Origin of the sequence: Paenibacillus sp. FSL H7-0350 (assembly GCF_038593195.1) — a bacterium.
GTDB lineage: Bacteria > Bacillota > Bacilli > Paenibacillales > Paenibacillaceae > Paenibacillus_AQ.
Genome location: NZ_CP151972.1, coordinates 3,620,649 through 3,638,364 on the forward strand (window position 1 = coordinate 3,620,649; position 17,716 = coordinate 3,638,364).

Genomic DNA, 17,716 nt, shown 5'->3' on the forward strand with positions numbered 1-17,716 from the left:
AATATAAGCTATATCATGATCTATAAACTCTACCAGTCCATCTGCGGGGTATCCCGAACAGCCTGGACCGTCAACAGCGCTTGTTCCACATTACTATAAATAATATTGCCGACCACTACTGTATCACATAGCGCGGCTACATGCTTGGCTTCCTCTGCACCTGTAACTCCGCCGCCATAGAAAAGCTGGCTGTGCTCAACCACTTCCCTGACCTCGCGCACAATCTCCAGATCTCCATAGCGTCCGCTATATTCAAGATAGACCACCGGGAGGTTCATCAGCTTGTCTGCAATCTGCGCATAGGCTCCCGCACCAGCCGCATCCAGCGAGCAGTCCGCACCGGTCAGGCGTGCTACCGAGGAATCGCTATTCAGCACAATATAGCCCTCTGTCAGCAGAAATTCCCATGGGATCAGACTGCCGAAGCGTTCAATCGCCCGGCGGTGATGGCCAAGAATCCATGAAGTATCGTCCGTGTTGAGCACCATGGGAATCATATACAGGTCAAAACCGGGCACAGCGGCCTCCAGATCCGAGATCTCCAGCGCGCAAGGCAGGTCATACTGCCGGATTCTCGCAAGCAGACTCACTGTATTCTCATAAGTCACGCCGGTAGAGCCGCCGACTATAATCGCATCGGTTCCCGACTGGCACACAGCGTCCAGCTCCTTGTCACCAAGCACACGGTCTGGGTCCAGCTTGAATACATGCCGCCATGGCCTGATCATTTGCCGCATCTCATTCATCTTTGTCCATCCTCATTGTTCATCTAAGTGAATATACACACTCCTGCGCACGCAAAATCCGTATCTCTAGTCTAAGTCAGCACGAAGGGGGGTGTCAATTTAAAAGAGAACAAAATGCGAACATTTTTTCGCATATTCGCCTTAGCCTTCTCCTTGATCAGCGGAGACCCTCGATCCGGTTCAAATCATTTTCCGGGATAAAATCAGTGTAGAATCCGTTGACGCCCAGCCGGGACAGCTCCACAATCTCCTGCTCATCGTTTACGGTATGCACGTAGACTTTGGCACCCGATTTTTTCAAGTTACGCACGAAGCTCTTGGTAGCCCTGGTTGTCGGCATCGTGATGTCCACGCCGGTCTGCTTGACGAATTCAATGACCACCTCGTCACTGTCCTCTGTCTGGTATAAGGTATAGATTATTTCCGGAAAAGCGTACACCTGCTTCACAACCTCCAGCATCTCCCGGCTGTAAATCTGCGGAACAATCCGCTCCAGCAGCGCCGGGTCCTTCTTCCGGGCGGCTTCTACAATGAGCTGAAATTGCTTCGTTACCTGCTGCGGCTCCAGCTCCTTCGTGTCCGTTACAATATAGGTATCCGGGTAGATCTCCATCAGATTGATGATTTTCTCAATATCGAGCGGAGAGTAGAGCTCCAGCACCGGGCTGTTCATCACTTCATCATGAGTCAGCACCTCTCCCTGCTTCTCAGGAGGAAGGACCTCCTGTTGACCCAGCTTCTTACTCATACCTGTAGTCCATTCATGACGGGCTACGAGCTGTTCATCACTGGTCAGCAGCAGGTCTGCCTCAAAGATCCGGGTCCCCTGCTCATAGTTTGCAATAAAAGCATCCTTGGTATTGGTATACGCCTTGTCATTGATTCCGCCCATGGCATGGGCAATAACCCTGTGGGCTGCGAAGCCGGTGGCCGGCTCTTTTTCTTTTCCTCCAAGCGTCAGTACAAGCAGAAGTGCAACAGCCCCGATGATAATCATAGAAGCCATAAGCTTTGTTCTCTTCATGATGGCAGTCTCCTTTGCAAGTAGTAGAGGGTCGGCTGAAAAAAACAAAAACGGCTGTGTCATCCTCAAGGGGCAGCAACCGTTTTTTAGCACAAAATATAATATAGATAAGACCTTGAATTAATAAGCGTTCTTGAAGCCGTTACGAATCGTCTTGGCAATAATCCGGATGTCGAACAATAGGGACCAGTTCTCGATATAGAAAATATCATGCTTGATCCGGTCCTCAATCGAGGTATCCCCGCGCAGACCGTTACTCTGAGCCCAGCCGGTAATCCCCGGCCGCACATGATGCTTGACCATATACTTCGGAATCTCGCCACGGAACTGTTCTACAAAGAATGGACGCTCTGGCCGCGGACCGACCACACTCATCTGCCCGAACAGCACATTGAAGAATTGCGGCAACTCATCCAGACTCGTTCGGCGGATAAACGTGCCAAAGCGGGTCCGGCGCGGATCTTCCTTCGTGCTCCAGCCTGTGTCAACTTCACCGTCCGTCTGCATTTTCATGGAACGGAACTTGTACATCATGAAATTACGGCGGTTCAGCCCCACCCGCTCCTGCTTGAAAATCACCGGTCCTGGAGAGGTCAGACGCACTCCAAGCGCAACAATCAGCATCACAGGAGACAGCATGAGAATGGCGAACAAGGCGAACACAATATCAAACGCACGCTTCGCCATTTTGTTCCCTGCCATATCCAGGGGAATATCACGCACATTAATCATCGGCATCCCGGCAAAGTTATCGAAATATGGACGGGCCGGCAGATAGTCGAAGAAGTCGGGGATAATCAGCGTCCGCATCCCGGCTTTCTCACAAGTAGCAATAATAGCAGGGTATTTCGAGTGGGCATCCAGCGGCAGCGCCAGAATAACCTCATCGACAGGAAGCATCTCCAGCATCGCCTCCAGCTGATCCACGGTACCCAGAATCGGCTTATACCGCTGCTCCTCAATGCCATCCCACTGATGGAAGTCATCCAGGAAGCCAATAGCCTCATAGCCCAGCTCCGGATACTGCTCCAGGTTGTTATAGAATCTTTTACCCAATGTGCCTGCACCAAGAATCAGGACGAACTGGCGGTTGAAGCCTTTTTCACGCAGCGACTTCAGCATCTTCTTCAGCACATAACGGTACAGCATAATGGACAGAATATTGAAGCCCATATAGATCGCCAGGTATTGCCGGGAGATATCAATCTCCCTCAGGAAGAACATCAGGCCCAGCAGGATGAATATCCCCATGGCATGCACCTGAAAAATCTTCAGGAACTCATCAATGAACCGCTTCTTCCGCTTAGGCAAATATAGAGATACCACAATACCGATCAGTACGGTTATGGCCCCGTAGATGATGCTCCAGTACCCATAGGATTCTATAGGCAGCGTCCGGTAGGATTCCAGCAAGCCGCTCTTGAACTTCAGCCACCAGGCTGCAAGGAAGGACATCTGAATCACAAGGAAGTCAGCCATCATATATAATTGGGTCAAAAACTTTTGATTCCGGCGAATCATAATCTCACCTCAGCCTTCGATTCATTGCGGATACCGGCTTCCCCGGGAACATTCAGACTTTGTGCGGGTGTAGGTACCTTACGCGGGGCAATTAATGCGTTGCGCAGCAGCGAGAGTGTGAACTTAACGCCGACGCCCGCATAGACCGCTCCATTTATCATACTGTTGTAACGGCTGCTATAATGCTTCTTATGAAATAAAATCATGGCCCGGTGGAACTCATACACAATCTTGAACGGTCTGCGGCGCGCACTGCCACCCTTCAGATGTACGATGGACGTCTGCGGATAATAATAAATTCCCCAGCCCGCTTCCTTGATCCGGTAACACCAATCCAAATCTTCTCCGTACATGAAAAAAGACTCATCCAGCCCGCCCACCTGCTCAATCGTCTCCCGCCGCAGCAGCATGAACGCTCCAACCAGACAATCTACCGGATATTCGTCATCCGGGTCCAGATAGCCTAGCTGATAGCCGTTGAACTTCGGACGGTCGGGGAACAGCTTACTGAAGCCAAAGGCATAATAGAAGGACGCAGACGGGGTCGGGAACCCTCTCCGGCAGGCCTTATCGAGCGACCCATCCGGCAAAATCACCTTACACCCGGACGCGCCAAGATCCGGGCGGCTGTCCATGAACGCCAGCATCGTCTCCAGCGTATCCTTACGGATCACGGTATCTGAATTGAGCAGCAGTACATAACGCCCGGAGGCAACCTCCATCCCCTGGTTATTACCCTTGGCAAAGCCTACATTCTCCGAATTGGCGATTAACAGCACCTCCGGGAATTCCTTGCTTATCGTCTCCACCGAGTCATCCTGGGAGTTATTATCTACTAGAATAATTTCATAGGAATAGCTTGTCTCCGAATCATATACCGACCTCAGACAATCCATCGTCAGGCGGCATGTGTTGTAATTTAGAATCAATATACTAACATCTACATTCACTGCTATACTCTCCTGACAAATATAGTAATCTATCGACAATTATTATAACACAAACCCCCCGCTGATAGGCAGCGCCTGTTCAGGGAGGTTTTTACAAGGAGATAATATCGAACGGCACAGTACCGTTATTCATTAAAGAGGCTGTAAGTCGTTCATCGTCATATCTGAAGGATTTTCCTCTCAAGAATTCCCCTCGTTCCGCCCCTCTAATCCGACCTTCCGCCTTCTCGCCTTCTCCTGAATATGCCGGCGCTTGCGCTTAAGGGCAGCTCTCTGAGCGAAAAAGGAAGTCCAGGCTCCCAGCAGCCTAGGCTCCTTCAATAGGGTGTAGCCATGTGCGGCAATCTCATAAGGAAGAGAATTTAGCAGAGTGAGCAGTAGCGTACGTGAGGACTCGTTCTTGTATATCATTTTATACCGGTTAATATAGGAGATCCGCTTGATGAACATCGCCTTGCCGCTACGTCCCGACGTCTTCCAGCCCCGCTCATGGTAGCCTATCGCTTCCGCATCATAGTAGGCCTTCCAGCCGAACAGCCCAGCACGCCAAGCCACATCCACATCTTCCTTATACGCAAAAAAATCCGCGTCGAAAAATTCCCCCTCCACGCTGATATCCTCAATCATCCGCCGCGCGTACATCGCCGCTGCACCGGAGACACCGAATACTTCACCAGACTCATTCCACTGGTCAGCAGGCTCTCCCGCTCCACGGTCAAACGCCCGCCGGGCCTTATTCATCCATAGTCCAGTACTGTCCACCAGCGAATGGTCCGCCTTCAGCAGCAGCTTGCCTGTGGCACTCCCGATCCGTGGATCAGCCTCCATCCGGGCGACCAGCCTGGAGATATAGTCCGGAGCCAACGTAAGGTCCGGGTTCAGCACCAGCACATAATCGGTCGTAGTACCGGCAATGGCCTGGTTGTGTGCGGGGGCGAAGCCGGTGTTGTGTTCATTTTCCAGGAGGACAAGGTTAGGGATAAGAGGGCTCTCCAAACTTCCTACACAGTTGGCCGATGCTGCGGTATGTGATGAGATTGCAGCTGCGTCTACGGAGTGTAACGGATCGATACGCATACGCGCTGATCCCTGAGCAAGCTCATGATATAACGCCCTCACCTTCTCCGCCGTTCCATCCGTGGACGCATTATCCACCACCACAATCTTTTTGACCGGATAATCCTGGCCGAGCACAGCCGACAAACATTCCGCTATATCATCTGCGCTGTTATAAGTAACAATATGCACACTGACTGTTTTAAGTTTCATGGGGTACCTCGAGTTCCATATATTCATTGTTCGAACCTGTTACTCCCCATTATAACGAAAAGAGAGGTGCCGGGCTATGGAAGGTTGTTCAATACAAGAAACCCCTAACCATTAAGATGGATTAGGGGTTCTTTAACATATCCTGTAGCTACTTCAGCTCCAGCAAAAAGTCTCTCAGCCCTTCACGCCATGGACGGATATCCTGGAATCCGTTAGTACGGATCGCCAGATGCTCCATCACCGAGTTGCGCGGGCGTGGAGCCGGACGTGGAAATTGCTCTGTAGCACAAGGCTCAAGCTTCGCCGTGAACTTTAGACCGAGTAATTCTTCAGCTTCAGCGAAGATCGCCTGAGTGAATTCGTACCATGTGCAGGAATCACTGTTCGAGGCATGGTAGACTCCATACTTTTCCGTCCGAATCAACTCCAGCAAGAATCTGGCCAAGTCCACAGTGTAGGTAGGTGAGCCCTTTTGGTCATCGACAACCTGTAGCAGCGGCTTTTCCTGTCCCAGTTTCAGCATGGTTTTGACAAAATTATTGCCGTATTTGCCGTAGACCCATGAGGTGCGTACGATGAAATACTTGGAGGATAACGACTGGACCAATACCTCTCCAGCACGCTTGGACTTCCCGTAGATACTCTTAGGATCGGTATTATCATATTCATGGTAAGGCTGTTCACCGATGCCATCGAACACATAGTCCGTGCTGATATAGACCAGCTTAGCCCCTGCCTTCTCAGCAGCGAGCGCTACATTCCGGCTTCCTGTAGCATTAATGAGGTACGCTGCATCCACATCAGTCTCAGCTGCATCCACTGCCGTATGAGCCGCACAATGAATGACCGCATCGGGAGCGAACGCACCAATCGTCTGCTGACACTGGTCCAGATCGGTAATATCCATCTCCTGACGGTCACAGCCCAGCACCTCATACCCCTGCCCTTGAAGCAAAAGCATAAGATCCTGCCCCAGTTGCCCGCCAGAGCCTGTGACAAACACCTTCATTTTCGTCATTACAGAGAATCCCCCAGACGGGTACCGTACTGGAGTGCGGCATATTTCTGGTATTCGCCAGACTGAATGCGGGTCCACCATTCCTTGTTATTCAGATACCACTGAATCGTTTCCTTAATGCCAGTTTCGAACGTGTGCTTAGGCTTCCAGCCCAGTTCATTCGTAATCTTCGTTGGATCAATGCCATAACGGCGGTCATGCCCGGGACGATCCTGAACGTACGTAATCAGCGAGTCTGGCTTGCCGAGCTCTTGAAGCACAGTATTCACGATATGCACATTCGTCCGCTCATTATTGCCGCCGATGTTGTACACTTCACCATTCACGCCTTCATGAATAACCAGATCAATTGCGCTGCAGTGGTCTTCAACATACAACCAGTCACGGATATTCATTCCGTCTCCATACACAGGCAACACCTGATCTGCCAGCGCACGCGAGATCATCAGCGGAATCAGCTTCTCCGGGAACTGGTAAGGACCGTAGTTATTCGAGCAACGGGTAATGTTCACCGGCAACCCAAAGGTTTCATGATAAGCACGCACCAGCAAGTCTCCGCCTGCTTTACTTGCAGAATACGGGCTGTTCGGCGTCAGCGGAGTCTCTTCCGTGAACAGACCTGTAGCACCAAGCGATCCATAGACCTCATCTGTAGAGACCTGCACGAACTTCGTAATGTTATATTTCTTGGCGGCATCCAGCAGCACCTGCGTTCCTAACACATTCGTCTTCACGAACACTTCCGGTTCCAGAATACTCCGGTCCACATGAGATTCAGCAGCGAAGTTAACCACTACATCTACACCGTCACCGATCAGTTTATCCATCGCCGCTACATCGGTAATGTCTGCTTTAACAAATGTATAATTCGGATGATTCTCAATCGATTTCAGGTTTTCCAGATTGCCTGCGTAAGTTAATGCATCCACATTGACAATGTGGTAATCTGGGTGTTGCTGCAGCATGTAGATTACGAAGTTGCTGCCGATGAATCCGGCTCCGCCGGTGATTAGGAGTTTCATTTATTGACCACCTTTTGTTCTAATGATATTAACAATACTTTCTGAGTGGTGTACAGTAATTATATGATGCTCATTTCAAAAATTCATAATCCTTTCTAAAGAAATGCCTTTAGATTATCTTATACTATGCAATAATAATAAAAAGTTTAATGAGGAGAATGACATAAATACAAGACCTAGTTTTGTTTGTCCTGCTACAGGGATCGTGAGCCTTCCCCATGTCGTTGCAAAGCATCAGGGTTATATCGCTTTAGAGCTAATTCTAATAATATCTTCATCAATAGCAGATTACCTCTTAGAGGACTGATTTTAGTCGGAACCTTGCCTATGGGATAGACTCTCTCTACGGGGATTTCAATTATTTTATACCCTAATCTAGCACTTCGAACAGATAAGTATGCTAACAGTTCATAAGTATTAAAAACACTCCGAAAAGGCCGAACTTGGTTATCTAGTAAAAATTTACTTGAGTGAGCCCTAAATCCATTAGTCGTATCAGTATAATGAAAACCAGCGATCATTGAAATTACTGGGGCATGAATCAACTTTATAGCTATTTTTCTAGAGAGAGGAGTATTAATTTCGCGTCCTCCCGGAACATACCTCGAACCTTGTACAAAGTCGTATCCTTCTTCAAGCTTCTTCGTGAATAGGGGAATAGACTCAACACTATCTTTATTATTTCCATCAACAGTGATAATACCCTCATATCCTTGATTTAAAGCATATGCAAACCCCATACGAAGCTGTGCACTTAACTTTCCTGTATCCTTTTTTACCAAGAGGGTTCTTACCCCTTTATCTCTAAGATACGTCAGACCTAAAGATCCGTCAGTACTTCCGCCATCTAATATAATAATGTCAACTATAGATGAAAAGGGGGCGATTTTATCAAGTTGCTTTTTAATTTTCTCTCCCTCATTAATTACTGGTATACAAACACAATATTTCATCCTTTTCTCACTTAGTTCAGTAATATCATATTTGGGAACTTCCCAATTATCTATATCCATTTTAAAGTAATCCCCCTTATAGATATGTCCTTTGAACAAAATCCAATGCACTTATAACACTTTCATTATTTGAAGACGTTAGCCCGTTCTTCATTTCGATTGAAATAGTATGAGCATATTGATTATCCTTCAATGCGTTTGCGATTAATTTATGGTCTACTAAATTATCAGACCCAATTAAATTTAAAAAAGGCTGGCTAATATGAAAGTGCGATAAAATGGGTAAGCTTTTTTCAATTGACTCATGATAATTTTCATTATTTAAAGCCATAGCTGCAGCATCAAGGTGTAACCTGAAACCTGGGTGACTTACTTCATTTACTATTTCTATACCTTGGGCGGTATTTGTAATGAAATCACATCCGTATTGAACTGGATTCGGCTCAATGCAAAAAACCAAATTATTCTCCAATGCTATTTCACCGATCTCATAAAAGAAAGGAATGGCGATATTAAGTTGCTCTACTATATTAAGACTTCCAGCGAATCTGTTTTTGGGAGAGCCAAATACTAAAACTTTTATACCCATTAGGTTCGCGAGTCTCATAACACGATGTAGATATTTTTTAAGTTCATTGCGAATATGCTCTGCGGAAAATAGAAGTAATTCTGGTTTACCAAATAAAAGTGATTGCATTGCGTGTAATCCAATATTCTCAGCTTCCCATTTACTTCTATATATATCAACATCTTCTTCAGAACAACTAATTGGAGAGCCCCATATTTTTGTAGGTGCAATCTCTATATCTTGAACACCATGTTGTAATAATGTCCTAATAATTCCTTCCTCTTCTTCCAAGTCCCAAGCTATATTTGAAATAGAGAGTTTCAATATAAAGACCTCTCTTTCACTATAAAGGAGGAGATTTCAGATAAAATCTCACTCTTATTTTTGAAGTAATTTCCAGTTTTGTTTTTCTGAAAAAGCTCACTATGTTTACTAAGCATATTATAAAACACAGGGGCATTATCAGTTTCATTATTAAAGTCGTAATTTAACGCTGCTTGTGCTATCTCTGCAGCCTTGACTGGCTCAACAGCAAAATTCACTAGTGAAAGATTGTGCTTCACTGCTATTTCAATATCACTCCATAAAGAATTCATATTATAAAATTGAAATTCACTTTTTGAATGTGTTAAATGGAGACAATTGGTATGAATTAGATCAAAGATGAAGTTCTTTTTCAATCCATTTCCGAATAAGCCCGGAAGTCTAATAATAGTATGATTTTTAAAGTTTTTTATAACAAATTCTTCTAGATAATATCTATGCCGACCATATGGAGTTACTTCTTCAGGAAAAATACGAGTATCTTCATCTACTTTTTGAGGATTTTTGTAAACATCAACAGTAGAAATAAGAATAAATTTTTCAACATCAACTTTTTTTAAGTTGTTAATAAGGCTTTCTAAATTACGTAAATCCTCTTCAGGATTTTGATTAGCTTTCCATTTCACTGCAGGAGCTGCTGCACAGACTAATACCTCATACTGTTTACCCTGAATCTCAGTAATATTTTTAGAGTTATACACATCATCAAAAGTTCTTTGCGATAATAAAGTAGAGCCAACATAACCAGTGTAACCCAACAATGCAGTTGCCATATCTTCTCCCCCTTATACAGACAAACTATCTTTATTTTTTCCCACGATTTGCAAATGCTGTTTCTTCTCTTTGTACATCTCTACAGAACTTGTACTGTAGAATGGTCTATTTTGGATTTCCGTTAATATTCTAGAAATATACTCTCCAATTACGCCAAATATAAAAAACAAGCCTGCAAAACCAAACGAAATCAATATCATTAAGGTAGTCCATCCTTCAACGACTGACTGATTAAAGAAATAATTATATAATGCATATCCTCCCATGAAAATGGAGAATCCAAAAAAAGCGATTGTTAAATAATGTGCTGCCTTCAATCCAGCATTGGAGAAAGAAACCAAAGCATCTATTGCTAGTGATATATTCTCCTTATTAACCTTTTTCCCTTTTGCTTTTGATATAGATTGATAATTGACAACATTTTTAGAATAACCAGTTAATTCATATAGTGCCTTACGATATCTTACCTTTTCCTTAAGATTAAGCATTGAGTTTAGTGCTCTTCGAGTTACTAACCGTATACTTTCAGTTTGTAATGACAACTTCATATAGGATAAGTTGTTTAACATCTTATAGAACATTTTTGACTTCCATCCTGTTGACCCAGATGTAGCTGCAACAATATCAAATCCTTTTCGAGTTGCAGTTTGAAAAATGTCGTATAACAATTCGATTGGGTAGTCAATTGTTGTAGATTCGATCTCAAAAACGAAATCCCCCATTGACTTATTTAGTCCAGCCATCATTGCGTGCTCAATCCCATGCTTTCTCGACAAATTTATAATTGTAATATCTCCATGCATCCCATTGATTGCTTCCCTTGCTTGAGTTAGGGTAGCGTCCTGACTATAATCATTAACTAAAATTATTTCATAGCTTTTAAAGTTATTATCAAAAACCTTATCAAGTCTGGTTAGTGTATGCGCTACTGTAGATTCATCGTTGTGCGCATATACTACTACAGAAACAAATACTTGCTCTTTCATAGCACTTCCTCCAAATCGTAGATAGTATTAAACTTACCAGAAAATACTGAAATAAAAGAAGGTGACTGCGAAAATTCTTTTATTACTGTAGGCCTTGAATCATCTAATTCTGAAGCACTTATCAATGCTTTAACAGCAAATAAAGATTTGTCATAACTTACAGAAATATCTGGAACCAAATATTTTTTAGCTAATTGATGCATCCGATTCCAAGCAGATTCAGGCTTTACCGGACATGTATTACAGTTCTGAAGCTGATCTATAGAACAATCCTTTCTATAATTCTGACAACTGAATTCAGGTAATTGATTAAAGGAAGATTCATGCGGTGTGTGTCCTACGGAAGTGAGAGAATGATAACCACTCTCTCCAAAAGGCATTAAGGAAAAGAACGGACCGTCCATGACAGTAATCCCCACGTTTTGTACTTTGGAAGATACTTTCGTCATAATAACTTCGCAAATTTCATATTTGGTTGTGAACAATTCGTAATTAAAAATCTTCAAAATCTGATTAACGCTTGCGTAAGTTGCATTCAAAATTTTCAGTGCCGATAATTTGAATCCATCCTTAAATATCAGGCTAAACTCCTTTCCATCATTTTCGCTAGACTCCAACTGTTTGTTGTAAAACATAGAAACATTTTTATACTTTTTAATTTCTTGTACATACCACTCACGGATGATGTTAGCATCATAACTATATTCTATAGTTTCAAAAGTTGCTTCTACAGTTCCGGGATTAAAATATGGTCTACTACTGATTTCGTTTGCTGGGATGTTAACATACTCACAGAAATTTAGGAACTGTTCTGCATTTGTCAAAGAATCATTGGCTGATATAGCATAAATTTTTTTGAAGCTATCATTTATTGCAAAAGAAAAGTCTCTAGAGAACCTTTCGTAATAACTTGCAGACTTAGTTGCAGTTGATACACTGCGGGGATAATGATACCCATTGTGAACTCTAGCTTGATTTATATAACTCGCTCGTTGTAATGGTTGTTCATCAAACTCTATAACTGCAACCTTCAAATCCTTCTTAGCAAGTAGATGGGCTGCATACAGACCATAAATACCAGCTCCAAAAATCACATAATCAAACTTCAAAGTATGTCAATCCCTTCAAAATATTAGTTGGCATATATAAATTCAAAATCGGAAATTTTAATTGTATCTTTCATTTTGAAAAGATCAAAATCAAGCCTCAACTCTTTAATATTTTTTCCATTCATCCATTTCGTGTTTTTCCCTATCGGAATTAGATACGTGTTTGCTCCATTGACAATATTAAATGTGACTGAATTTTCTTCAGAAAACCCCTGCCCGCTGTTCCAAAATAGTTGACCAGTCCCGTCATCATAAATGTTAGTTATTTTAAGCTTTATTAGATCATTCGACTGTACTAGATGCTTAACATCCAATACTAAAAACGGGTCATTCCCCACTATTTGAAATTCATAATCACTAATTAATTTCAGACTATTCATTTCCAAATTATCTTTTTGAATTAAATCTAGGTTGGATGAGTTTTCAAAATTGGTTTCGCCTAATCTCAAGGGAATATTTATAAGCGCCTGTACATCCAACGATGATTTGTACCTGTCATCACTATAATTCTTAATAGAGATAGTTTCATTAAGAAAGTGATATTTTATCTTATTAGCCAGATTTTGTCCTGATTGAGCTGTATCCAGCATGAAATTTGAAGTTAAGCAGCATGACATAATCATTATTACTACGCCAACGATCCGCTGATGTTTTAAAACAATTACTTTTTGAATAAGTATAACAGTTAGAATCACCATACTAAGGGCATTCATATATAAGTATCTTCCTATTATTATATCGACATCCTCAGAAATAGTTCCATAGCAAATAACCATAATATTTAGTATAACACTTGTTAAAATCAAAATAATCACTTGCAATTGAATATTCTTCAAACTTTTTAAATTTTTAATAAAGTATATAATCATTGCCAAAATTACAAGCAATATAACTCCACTCATCAAAGTTGTTATTGTATAAAAAGGCTCTTTTATACCCGGAAAACCACTTTCTTGAGGATTCCAAAAGGAACCAAAAAGATATGAAATTTTCTGCAATATATAGTATGGTGTCAATTGGATGTTTTCAGGGTTTACAATTCCTTTTACAAAATCCACATGTAACTTAGTAGCAGTCAGTTTGTTGTAATGAGTGTAATTAAAAATGAACCACGGCAAAGTTATTAGTAGAGTAATTGATACGTAAAGTATGGCCTTAATGATTTGCTTGTAGAATAAGCAAAGTAAAACAATAACTCCCAAAACAAAAATTGATGTGAATTTAGTGAGAATCATAGCCGCAGATAACAACGATAGAAAGAATATTTGTTTAAAGGAAGGAGGTGAACCGACAATTTTTACTATACTATATATTAAAATGGTCATAATACATACAATAAGTTGTTCATTACTTATTGAAATCATTCTGGTTACAAATCCGGGATTTAAAAAAAAGGCAAGGGCAACACTTCGAAATAATAAATCATTTCTCTGAATTATATTTTTCCGTACTAACTCTTCATAAGTTTTATTACCAAAGTAGAATACAACAAGAATGAGAAATATGCCAAACGCCCTCAGCATGATAACACTAAGCAACAAATTTTTCTGAAAGACGAACACTATTACAGCGGAAATCAAATAATAAAGTGGTGGATGAACTGCCTCATATTGATAATTACTTGGCACTAAATTTCCGGTTACTTTATATAATCCCCTAGTATTTATTACATCAGATAATAACGGAAGTTTATGATTTTGAACGATATGCAAAATGTAATCAAAATGAGCTCCTTCATCAATAGGCGAAAAGAGTGGAATGAAAAGAATATAATAACAACCTAGAAAAAAAACAAAAAAGGGAACTATCTTTTTGGATTCATTACCTTTGATAAGGAAAAGATATATATAGCAAAGCATCAATGATAAAACCAAGTAATTCAAATAAGATATTTTCTCAGAACCATGTATAAAAAAATCGTATAGTAGTCCCAAGATGTAAATAACAAAAACAAATAAAATAAAATATAATCTGAATCTAGTCCCCTTTTTATGCTCTTCAAATTTCAATTTCTAATCCCCCTACTTTCCATCTCTTTTACCGAAAAATAATTATAGCCCCAACCATTAAAAATACAGTTCCGATCACCTTTGAAAGTGTCATGTTCTCGTGAAAAAAAACAACAGAAACAAACACTAGGCCCAATATAGTTAAAGCTTGTGCAATCGGAGATAATCTCCCTATCTCTCCTTTAGATAAAGCAAATAGATAAACAAAAAAACTACCTCCATAAAGCATGGCTCCAAACCAAATATACGGAGTAGCGATTATTTTTACCATACTTTCGATATTCATACTTCCTAATTGCAAACTGTTAAGTCCCAACTTAAGAATAGTTTGAGCTGTAACATTTAATATGACTGAAATAAATAGGTAAACCCACAAATCAACACACTTCCTTATTAACCTTAATTCCCGATCAAATTATAACGAGGTAGGCGAAGAAAAGCCCAGCGCATCATAAATTCCAATCTGGTAGTTGGTGATTTCACCGAATTGCAAATCGTGCCTAGAGCGTTAAAAACAATAGATTACATCGAATTCATCGAAACATCTTATCGCTCAGGAATAGTTATTTTTCCAGCATCACTTTCTTAATATCTGGGCTGCTGAGTCGTTGGCCTCATTAAGAATATCCGGGCCCCTCCGATCGCGAAAGTGAGTCATCAACGAACGATGAGAGCGCTCTTGTGCACATAACCGGCAAAGCCCAAAAAATACTGCAGATAGGGATTTTCCATGATCTGCAAAGTGATTTCCCTATCGCTTAAGACCAGAAAGTGCCTTGATCAACAAGGATCCCTAAGCCAAAAGGACCAAATGTGCCCTCTGCCTCTCTTAGATAGCACCAAAAGTCTAAACATATTTCCCTTCCGCTTGCTCCCAAGGAACGAATTAAGCCAGCTTCACCGACCGATTATTGTGGTTAAGCTTCCTTCAAATCTTGAGAAGATCGTTGATAGATTCGATTCGTTCAAACATCGCACTTCACTTCTTCTGCAAAGATATTTGGTTTCCTTGCAGATTTTTCGACATAACAGCCTCAATTTCTTAAGAGAGAAATGATTTTTGTTAATACAACAAGCACTAAATAAAGCGATGTTGCGCTATGATTGTTGTATTCTTTTTTAAGATTTATTAATAATCCCCTTAATTCAAAATAGAATACCCGATTTAAATTCTTGTAGAATAACCATTATCTAGAGACAAATTGGGGTTATAGTAAGTATCATTAATAAGAGTTTCGCCCCATTTACTTTTAAGATATTCAGCTTCTTTATTTAATCTATCTAACTTCTCATTCGTATTATCATAGCCTCTGGTCTTCGATTCGTGGTGTATTAATTTCACGTAAGGAAGCCACACATTTAAATATCCTTGTTTTATAAAAGATAAGCAAAGGTCCACATCATTGTAGGCAACAGATAATTCTTCGTCAAAGCCTCCAACCTCTTCAAATACACTTTTCTTAACCATAAGACAAGCAGCTGTAACAGCAGAAACATTTTTCACTGATATGAGTGCGCCAAAATATCCCGGATCATTTAATGGACGATAATGGTGGCCATCGCCAGCTGCGCGCTGAACGCCTAGTCCTAATGTCAACCCAGAATGTTGAACAGTATTGTCCGGATATTTCAAATAAGCACCTACTGCACCAATCTCTTTTCTCATTGCAGAACCAATCATATCATTAAGCCAATTTTCTTCAATAATCTCAATATCATTATTAAGAAATAAAATCAATTCTCCGTTAGCATGTTGGGCAGCTGCATTATTTAATGCTGAGTAGTTAAATGGGGAATTAATAGTTATCATTTTAAATCTTTCATTTAACTTATTTTTCCATTTATCAAATAGTTCAAATGTTTCTTCTTCAACACTTCCATTATTAACTATAATGAATTCATAATTTTTATAATTGCTTATCTTATAAATCGAATTAAGGCAGTTAGATAAAATATCCGCATTGTCCTTAGTCGGAATAATAATACTAACCATAGGATCATTTTCAACATTATAATGAACTCTATAAAAATTTGAATAACCATCCAATTCTTCTATCCAACCATTTATATTTCTTCTTTGTAGTGCATCTTTCACAGCGGTAAGACCCGCAAAATGTGTATAATTTTTTGCTCCAGATCCCGAAGCAGTTGATTCTGGAATTGTCCTCCAATGGTACAGAATTTTAGGAATGTGATATATATGAGCTGTCTTTTCAGTTATTCTCAGAGCTAAGTCAAAATCTTGACTCCCCTCCACGCCCTTACGGAAGGCTCCAACGCTATCAACTATTGACTTTCTATAAACCCCTAAATGGCAGGTATACATGTGTGTAAGTAATAGGTCCGGCGACCAATCAGGTTTAAAAAAAGGAGAATGCCTAATGTCATCAATACCGATTTTATCCTCATCACTATAAATCATATCTGCTTCAGGATGATCATTTAGTAATTTAACAACCTCATATAAAGCATCTATAGAAAGTTCATCATCATGATCTAATAATGCAATATATTCGCCTTTTGCGATTGCAATAGAAGAGTTAGAGGTTTCTGAAATGTGACCATTCTGCTCTCTAAACACAACCTTTATTCTATCATCATTATTCGTATATTCCTTAAGAACTGTTGCAATATGCTCTTTAGTTGAAGCGTCATCAGCTACGCATAGTTCCCAATTTGTATATAATTGATTTCTAACTGAATCAATACACTTTCTCAGCCAAATCTCTTCAACATTATATACAGGAAGTATTACTGATATTAGCGGTTGGTACGAAAATCCCTTAGCTTCTTGAGCTATAACTTTTTGCTCATCTTGAGAAATCATATTTTTTCCAAGCCATATGGAATAGTCGTCCTTAACATTAGAACTATTAATACCACCTACCTGTTTTACCTTTTGCCACAATCCTTTAATTCCTTGATGCTTGATTATCGCAATACTCTTGTTAACCATCACCCTGAAAGTTTGATGGTTTGCACCCCTTTGTTTGAAGAAACTCTTCATTCCGTCCATTAAAATTGTTAACTTATTAATTTTTTCGAATCTAAGGTTATCGAGTACAAACTTATTCTTTTTATCTCCAGGATCCACTCTTAATTTGCAAGCATCTTCTGGAATGAAAAAAATCGTACTATAATTAACTGTTCCCTTGGGAATTGAAGATAACAGTATACTATTTGTTTCAGAGAACCCAGAACCATTGTCCCAATATAATTTCAGGGGAATATATTCATCTGCTTCTGAATACCACTTTATTTTGTTCCAACCATTATAAATTTTACCTTCCAACAAAAAAGCAGGGTCTGTCCCAATAGAGATCCATTCACCCTTAACGTACGTTAAATCAGATAGTATATTCAATTTCACATGTGTAGTTAGAGAAAAAACTCCTGCTATAAAAGCCTCGAATTTCCTCCAAATATTTTTAATTGACAACCTA

The 17,716-nt window shown here is 40.9% G+C and carries 15 protein-coding genes; all 15 read right to left on the reverse strand.

Annotated elements, in window-relative coordinates; all coding sequences use genetic code 11:
* Positions 1–29 precede the first annotated feature (29 nt).
* A complete protein-coding gene (locus NYE24_RS16625; protein WP_342479246.1) occupies positions 30–737 on the reverse strand; it encodes a heptaprenylglyceryl phosphate synthase in 708 nt (235 codons plus the stop codon).
* Positions 738–903: 166 nt separating this feature from the next.
* Entirely contained in the window at positions 904–1,770 is an 867-nt protein-coding gene (locus NYE24_RS16630) for a phosphatidylinositol-specific phospholipase C/glycerophosphodiester phosphodiesterase family protein (RefSeq protein ID WP_342479111.1), read from the reverse strand.
* Positions 1,771–1,890: 120 nt separating this feature from the next.
* A complete protein-coding gene (locus NYE24_RS16635) occupies positions 1,891–3,291 on the reverse strand; it encodes an undecaprenyl-phosphate glucose phosphotransferase (RefSeq protein WP_342479112.1) in 1,401 nt (466 codons plus the stop codon).
* The gene (locus tag NYE24_RS16640; RefSeq protein ID WP_342479113.1) at positions 3,288–4,241 is read right to left on the reverse strand and encodes a glycosyltransferase family 2 protein; all 954 of its coding nucleotides are present in this window, start codon (positions 4,239–4,241) and stop codon (positions 3,288–3,290) included. Before NYE24_RS16640 ends, NYE24_RS16635 begins: the two co-directional genes overlap by 4 nt.
* Before the next feature lie 180 nt (positions 4,242–4,421).
* The gene (locus NYE24_RS16645) at positions 4,422–5,510 is read right to left on the reverse strand and encodes a glycosyltransferase family 2 protein (RefSeq protein ID WP_342479114.1); all 1,089 of its coding nucleotides are present in this window, start codon (positions 5,508–5,510) and stop codon (positions 4,422–4,424) included.
* Between the two features lie 148 nt (positions 5,511–5,658).
* Positions 5,659–6,519, reverse strand: coding sequence for a dTDP-4-dehydrorhamnose reductase (gene rfbD / locus NYE24_RS16650; protein WP_342479247.1), 861 nt, complete (start codon positions 6,517–6,519; stop codon positions 5,659–5,661).
* Between the two features lie 8 nt (positions 6,520–6,527).
* A complete protein-coding gene (gene rfbB / locus NYE24_RS16655) occupies positions 6,528–7,550 on the reverse strand; it encodes a dTDP-glucose 4,6-dehydratase (RefSeq protein WP_342479115.1) in 1,023 nt (340 codons plus the stop codon).
* A gap of 194 nt (positions 7,551–7,744) precedes the next feature.
* Positions 7,745–8,563, reverse strand: coding sequence for a glycosyltransferase family 2 protein (locus NYE24_RS16660; protein WP_342479116.1), 819 nt, complete (start codon positions 8,561–8,563; stop codon positions 7,745–7,747).
* A 16-nt stretch (positions 8,564–8,579) separates the two neighbouring features.
* Positions 8,580–9,395, reverse strand: a complete 816-nt coding sequence (locus NYE24_RS16665) for a TIM barrel protein (protein ID WP_342479117.1) — start codon at positions 9,393–9,395, stop codon at positions 8,580–8,582.
* On the reverse strand, positions 9,392–10,168 hold the full coding sequence (locus NYE24_RS16670) for an NAD-dependent epimerase/dehydratase family protein (protein ID WP_342479118.1): 777 nt from the start codon (positions 10,166–10,168) through the stop codon (positions 9,392–9,394). The genes NYE24_RS16665 and NYE24_RS16670 overlap by 4 nt, the downstream gene beginning before the upstream one ends.
* A gap of 12 nt (positions 10,169–10,180) precedes the next feature.
* On the reverse strand, positions 10,181–11,155 hold the full coding sequence (locus NYE24_RS16675; protein WP_342479119.1) for a glycosyltransferase: 975 nt from the start codon (positions 11,153–11,155) through the stop codon (positions 10,181–10,183).
* Positions 11,152–12,264 carry an FAD-dependent oxidoreductase gene (locus tag NYE24_RS16680; RefSeq protein WP_342479120.1) on the reverse strand — a complete coding sequence of 371 codons (1,113 nt, stop codon included), beginning with the start codon at positions 12,262–12,264 and terminating at the stop codon, positions 11,152–11,154. The genes NYE24_RS16675 and NYE24_RS16680 overlap by 4 nt, the downstream gene beginning before the upstream one ends.
* Positions 12,265–12,287: 23 nt before the next feature.
* Positions 12,288–14,273, reverse strand: coding sequence for a hypothetical protein (locus NYE24_RS16685; protein ID WP_342479121.1), 1,986 nt, complete (start codon positions 14,271–14,273; stop codon positions 12,288–12,290).
* 28 nt (positions 14,274–14,301) lie between these two features.
* Positions 14,302–14,559: an EamA family transporter gene (locus NYE24_RS16690; RefSeq protein WP_342479122.1), complete on the reverse strand. Its 258-nt coding sequence runs from the start codon at positions 14,557–14,559 to the stop codon at positions 14,302–14,304.
* 879 nt (positions 14,560–15,438) lie between these two features.
* On the reverse strand, positions 15,439–17,712 hold the full coding sequence (locus NYE24_RS16695; protein ID WP_342479123.1) for a glycosyltransferase family 2 protein: 2,274 nt from the start codon (positions 17,710–17,712) through the stop codon (positions 15,439–15,441).
* Between the last annotated feature and the right edge of the window lie 4 nt (positions 17,713–17,716).